Genomic DNA, 5,805 nt, shown 5'->3' on the forward strand with positions numbered 1-5,805 from the left:
GGAGGGGGGCCAGACACGGGAGGGGGGTGGGGACGGGCTCAGCAGCCGCCGAGGATGCTGGAGAGGGCGGCGTACTCGGCGTCGTCGACCGACAGGCCGTAGGCGTACTTCACCTGCACCCAGGCGCGGGCGTAGGTGCAGTGGTAGTCGCTGATCGGCGGCATCCACTCGGCCGGGTCCTGGTCGCTCTTCTCCTGGTTCACGTTGTCCGTGACCGCGATGAGCTGAGGATTCGTCAGGTCGTTGGCGAACGCCTCGCGTTCGTCGGTGGTCCAGGCGCCCGCGCCGGAGTCCCAGGCCTCGGCGAGCGGGACGAGGTGGTCGATGTCGACGTCGCCCGACTCGTACCAGGTCGCGCCGTCGTATACGGAGTACCAACTGCCAGTGATATAGCAGTCGTCGCCGACGGAGATGTCGGAGCCGTCGCGCTGCAGCACGACGTCGCGGGTGTCGCAGCCATCGCTCTGGCTGCTCCAGTGCGGGAAGAGGTCGCGGTCGTAGCCGGTGCGGTCCTCCGTCGCGACAGGGAGCGCGGCCAGGTAGGACCGGGCGGTGGCGGCGTCCACGGGTTCGGGCAATGCCGCGCTGGCGGGGGAGGGGGCTATGACGAGCGCGGACAGGGATATAAGACCGGCGAGGAGACCGGTCAGAGCCAGCCGCTTGCGACGCGCGTAGAACTCACGCCAGCCGGACAGGGTGCCTGCTTGGATCACGCGAACTCCCTTGGTGTGGGGGTTGTTTCGGCTCGCTAGGGCCACGTGGGCATGCCGGTCTCATGGTGATGGCGAGACGTTTCTGCGGAGCATGCGGGAGATTACAGATTGGCGACATGGACACGTCATAGTCAACCCGTCGGGGGGTGAGTTCCGCTCGCGTAGCCTCAGAGATCGGGCCACATATCCGACGGCGAGGGAGCACAGCGATGGCGGACAGAGAGCACGGCTACGAGGTCACGGTCCGCTGGACCGGAAACACCGGGCCCGGGACCTCCGGATATAAGGCGTACTCCCGCGACACCGACATCACCGCCGCCGGGAAGCCGACGATGATCGCCGCCAGCGCCGACCCCACCTTCCTCGGGGACGCCGAGCGGTGGAACCCGGAGGAGATGCTGGTGGCCTCGCTCTCGCAGTGCCACATGCTCAGCTACCTCGCGGTGTGCTCGCTGAAGAAGGTCGTCGTCACCGCGTACGAGGACGTCGCGAGCGGCACGATGCGTGAGGAGCGAGGCGGCGGCGGGCGTTTCACCGAGGTGGTGCTCAGGCCGGTCGTCACCGTCGCCGAGGAGGGCATGGTCGCGGAGGCCACCGCGCTGCACGAGCGCGCGCACGCCATCTGCTTCATCGCGAACTCGGTCAACTTCCCGGTGCGCCACGAGCCGGTGATCCGCGTGGCGGGGGCCTGACCCGGGGCACCGGCACGCGGCCCGGCCCTGGACGGGGCGTCCCACCCGCCTCCGCTGCGTGGACCGGGCTCAACCTTCACGCTCGGTGACCCACGCGCCCGGACGGGCGGCCGCGCCGGGGCGTACCCTGGATTACCCCCGGCCCGCCGCGCGTGCCGGGTGCTTCGCGTTGCCCGCCACCGCCACCGCTGCCCCTGGACGGAAACCCTCATGAGCCTGCATGGCCTGCTCGATGCCGTCATCGAAGACCCTGCCCTCACCGAGGCGGTCCGCGCCGCTGAGCGCGGCGACCGGCACCACGTCGACCTCGTCGGCCCGCCCGCCGCGCGCCCCTTCGCCGTCGCCGCGCTCGCGCGCGCCGCCGAACGCCCCGTGCTGGCCGTCACCGCCACCGGGCGCGAGGCCGAGGACCTGGCCGCCGCGCTGCGTTCGCTGCTGCCGCCGGACGGGGTCGTGGAGTACCCGGCCTGGGAGACGCTGCCGCACGAGCGGCTCTCGCCCCGCGCCGACACCGTCGGCCGCCGCCTGGCCGTGCTGCGGCGCCTGGCACACCCCCGCCCCGCGGAGTCCGGCGCCGGGCCGGTGTCGGTCGTCGTCGCGCCCATCCGCTCCGTGCTCCAGCCGCAGGTCAGGGGGCTGGGCGAGCTGGAGCCCGTGGCGCTGCGCGGCGGGGGGAGCGCCGACCTGGAGCAGGTGACCGAGGCGCTGGCAGCCGCCGCCTACACCCGGGTCGAGCTGGTCGAGAAGCGCGGCGAGTTCGCCGTGCGCGGCGGCATCCTCGACGTCTTCCCGCCCACCGAGGAGCACCCGCTGCGGGTGGAGTTCTGGGGCGACGAGGTCGAGGAGATCCGGTACTTCAAGGTGGCCGACCAGCGCAGCCTCGAGGTGGCGGAGCACGGGCTGTGGGCGCCGCCGTGCCGCGAGCTGCTGCTGACGCCTCAGGTGCGGGCGCGCGCCGCCGAGCTGGCCCGCGCCCACCCCGAGCTGGACGAGCTGCTGGGCAAGATCGCCGAGGGCATCGCGGTCGAGGGCATGGAGTCCCTGGCCCCCGTGCTGGTGGACGCCATGGAGCTGCTGCTGGACGTGATGCCCACCCGCTCCATGGCCGTGGTCTGCGACCCGGAGCGGGTGCGGACCAGGGCGGCCGACCTGGTCGCGACCAGCCAGGAGTTCCTCCAGGCCTCCTGGGCCGCCGCGTCCATGTCCGACACGGGCGAGGCACCCATCGACGTCGGCGCCGCCTCGCTGTGGAGCCTGGCCGACATCCGCGAGCACGCCCGCGAGCTGGGCATGCCGTGGTGGTCCGTCTCGCCGTTCTCCACGACGGGCGCCGCCGAGGGCCCGGAGGAGGACGCCGACGCGCTGCGGCTGGGGCTGCGCGCCCCCGAGAGCTACCGGGGCGACACCGCGCGGGCCCTGGCCGACACCAAGGGCTGGCTGGCCGACGGCTGGCGGGTGGTGTACCTGACGGAGGGGCACGGCCCGGCGGCCCGCACCGCCGAGGTGCTCGGCGGCGAGGGCATCGCCGCCCGCCTCGACGGCGCCCTCGCCGACTCCGGCGCCATCGCCCCCTCCGTCGTCCACGTCGCGTGCGGCGCCGTCGACCACGGCTTCCTCGCCCCCGCCCTGAGGCTCGCCGTGCTGACGGAGACCGACCTCACCGGGCAGAAGGCGTCGGGCCGGGAGGCGGCGCGCCTGCCCGCGCGGCGGCGTAAGACCCTCGACCCGCTCACGCTCGTCTCCGGCGACTACATCGTCCACGAGCACCACGGCGTCGGCCGCTACATCGAGATGGTGCAGCGCACGGTGCAGGGCGCCACCCGCGAGTACCTGCTCGTCGAGTACGCCCCCGCCAAGCGCGGCCAGCCAGGCGACCGGCTGTTCGTCCCGACCGACCAGCTCGACCTCGTCACCCGGTACGTGGGCGGCGAGGCGCCCTCCCTCCACCGGCTCGGCGGCGCCGACTGGACCAAGACCAAGGCGCGCGCGAAGAAGGCCGTCAAGGAGATCGCCGCCGACCTGATCAAGCTGTACTCCGCCCGCATGGCCGCCCCCGGACACACCTTCTCACCCGACACGCCCTGGCAGCGGGAGCTGGAGGACGCCTTCCCCTACGCCGAGACGCCCGACCAGCTCACCACCATCGGCGAGGTCAAGCAGGACATGGAGAAGTCCGTGCCGATGGACCGCCTCATCTGCGGCGACGTCGGATACGGCAAGACCGAGATCGCGGTGCGCGCGGCGTTCAAGGCGGTGCAGGACGGCAAGCAGGTCGCGGTCCTCGTCCCCACCACGCTGCTGGTGCAGCAGCACTTCGGGACCTTCTCCGAGCGGTACGCCCAGTTCCCCGTCAACGTCCGCGCCCTGTCCCGCTTCCAGACCGACACCGAGGCGCGGGCGGTGACGGAGGGCCTGGCCGACGGCAGCGTGGACATCGTCATCGGCACCCACCGCCTCTTCTCCTCCGAGGTCGGCTTCAAGGACCTGGGCCTGGTCATCGTCGACGAGGAGCAGCGCTTCGGCGTCGAGCACAAGGAGCAGCTGAAGAAGCTGCGGGCGAACGTCGACGTGCTGACGATGTCGGCGACCCCGATCCCCCGGACACTGGAGATGGCGGTCACCGGCATCCGCGAGATGTCGACCATCACCACCCCGCCCGAGGAACGCCACCCGGTGCTGACCTTCGTCGGGCCGTACGAGGAGAGGCAGATCGGCGCCGCGGTCCGCCGCGAGCTGCTGCGCGAGGGCCAGGTCTTCTACATCCACAACCGAGTCGAGACCATCGACCGGGCGGCGGCGCGGCTGCGCCAGATCGTGCCCGAGGCGCGCATCGCCACCGCCCACGGGCAGATGAGCGAGTCGCTGCTGGAGCGGGTCGTGGTCGACTTCTGGCACAAGGAGTTCGACGTGCTGGTCTCCACGACCATCGTGGAGAACGGCATCGACATCTCCAACGCCAACACCCTGATCGTCGAGCGCGGCGACACCTTCGGCCTCTCCCAGCTCCACCAGCTGCGGGGACGGGTCGGCCGGGGCCGGGAGCGCGGCTACGCCTACTTCCTCTACCCGCCCGAACGCCCGCTGACCGAGACCGCGCACGAGCGGCTGGCCACCATCGCGCAGCACACCGAGATGGGCGCCGGGATGTACGTGGCCATGAAGGACCTGGAGATCCGCGGCGCGGGCAACCTGCTCGGCGGCGAGCAGTCGGGCCACATCGCGGGCGTCGGCTTCGACCTGTACGTGCGGATGGTCGGCGAGGCCGTCGCCGACTACCGGGCGGCGCTGGAGGGCGGCGCCGGAGCCGAGCCGGAGGAGTCGCTGCTGGAGGTCAAGATCGAGCTGCCGGTCGACGCCCACGTGCCGCACGACTACGCCCCCGGCGAGCGGCTGCGGCTCCAGGCGTACCGCGCGATCGCCTCGGCCGGCACCGAGGAGGACATCCGCGCGGTGCGCGAGGAACTGGCCGACCGGTACGGCCAGCCGCCGGAGCCGGTGGAGAACCTGCTGCTGGTGGCGGGGCTGCGGATGCTGGCGCGCGCGTGCGGGGTCACCGACATCACGCTCCAGGGCAGCCGCATCCGCTTCGGCCCCGTGGAGCTGCGGGAGTCGCAGGAGCTGCGGCTGAACCGCGTCTACCCGGGGTCGGTGGTCAAGCGCCAGACGCGGCAGGTGCTGGTGCCGCGCCCGGCGACGGCGCGGATCGGCGGCAGGCCGCTGACGGGGCGGGAGCTGCTGGCGTGGGTCGGCGAGTTCCTGACGACCATCCCGGGGGCCTGACGGGGATTCAGAGGGTCAGGGCAGCTCCAGGTTCCAGTGTGTGACCTCGTCGAAGGGGATGTACTCCACGCCGAGAAACGCGGCGTCCGCGGGGACGGGGCATGCGAAGGCGCCGGTCAGGGACTCGCCCGGCTTCACGGTGCCGTCGAGGCTCGTGACAAAGCCGTCGCCGGTCATCGGGAGGACCACGTCGTCGCTGTTCTCGTCCGGCTCGGTGACGGCGGAGTCCGTGGCCCGGAGGTAGGGGTCGAAACCGACGTCGACGCTCTTCTCGCCCTGGTTCTGGATGGTGACCGTGAAGGTGTAGCCCACTTCGCCGGGATCGAGGCCGTACGGCTCCGTACCACTGGGGAGGGCCTCAGCCGGCGACACCATGATCGCCAGGCCGCTCGTGTAGTGGACCGTATCGCCGCCGTTGAAGGCGAAGTACCACTCGCCGTCGGTGCCGGTGAACTCCTCGTCGTTGATCAGCCGGGCGTCGCCGTTCTCCCCTGACACCCCGGCGGAGTCGCCGCCGGCCTGCGGGGTCTCTTCGTCGTCGCCGCCGGAGGTGCTGAAGGCGATGACGAGGGTGAGGGTGAGGGCGCCGGCGCCCGCGCCGATGAGCCAGGGCTGTGAGG

General features: G+C 72.2%; 4 protein-coding genes. 2 read left to right on the top strand and 2 right to left on the bottom strand.

Annotated features, from left to right (window positions below; all coding sequences use genetic code 11):
* Positions 1 to 38: 38 nt before the first annotated feature.
* Positions 39 to 713, bottom strand: coding sequence for an HNH endonuclease family protein (locus ACTWQH_RS32390; RefSeq protein WP_443290392.1), 675 nt, complete (start codon positions 711 to 713; stop codon positions 39 to 41).
* 209 nt (positions 714 to 922) lie between these two features.
* Here ACTWQH_RS32390 and ACTWQH_RS32395 point away from each other — a divergent pair, with 209 nt between their 5' ends.
* Both ACTWQH_RS32395 and mfd read left to right on the top strand, forming a co-directional pair.
* Positions 923 to 1,405 carry an OsmC family protein gene (locus ACTWQH_RS32395; protein WP_443290393.1) on the top strand — a complete coding sequence of 161 codons (483 nt, stop codon included), beginning with the start codon at positions 923 to 925 and terminating at the stop codon, positions 1,403 to 1,405.
* A gap of 210 nt (positions 1,406 to 1,615) precedes the next feature.
* Positions 1,616 to 5,185 (top strand): transcription-repair coupling factor, encoded by a 3,570-nt coding sequence (gene mfd / locus ACTWQH_RS32400; RefSeq protein WP_443290394.1) that lies wholly within the window; start codon positions 1,616 to 1,618, stop codon positions 5,183 to 5,185.
* A gap of 15 nt (positions 5,186 to 5,200) precedes the next feature.
* On the opposite strand, the gene ACTWQH_RS32405 is transcribed toward mfd, so the two are convergent.
* Positions 5,201 to 5,805 (bottom strand): hypothetical protein (locus ACTWQH_RS32405; RefSeq protein WP_443290395.1); only part of this gene is annotated, 605 nt, incomplete at its 5' end.

This window comes from Streptomyces sp. 6N223 (assembly GCF_052246635.1).
Classification (GTDB): Bacteria; Actinomycetota; Actinomycetes; order Streptomycetales; family Streptomycetaceae; genus Streptomyces.

Excerpts from the sequence above, each read along its gene's own strand:
- ACTWQH_RS32395 (WP_443290393.1), top strand. The coding sequence starts at position 923 with ATGGCGGACAGAGAGCACGGCTACGAGGTCACGGTCCGCTGGACCGGA.
- mfd (WP_443290394.1), top strand. The coding sequence starts at position 1,616 with ATGAGCCTGCATGGCCTGCTCGATGCCGTCATCGAAGACCCTGCCCTC.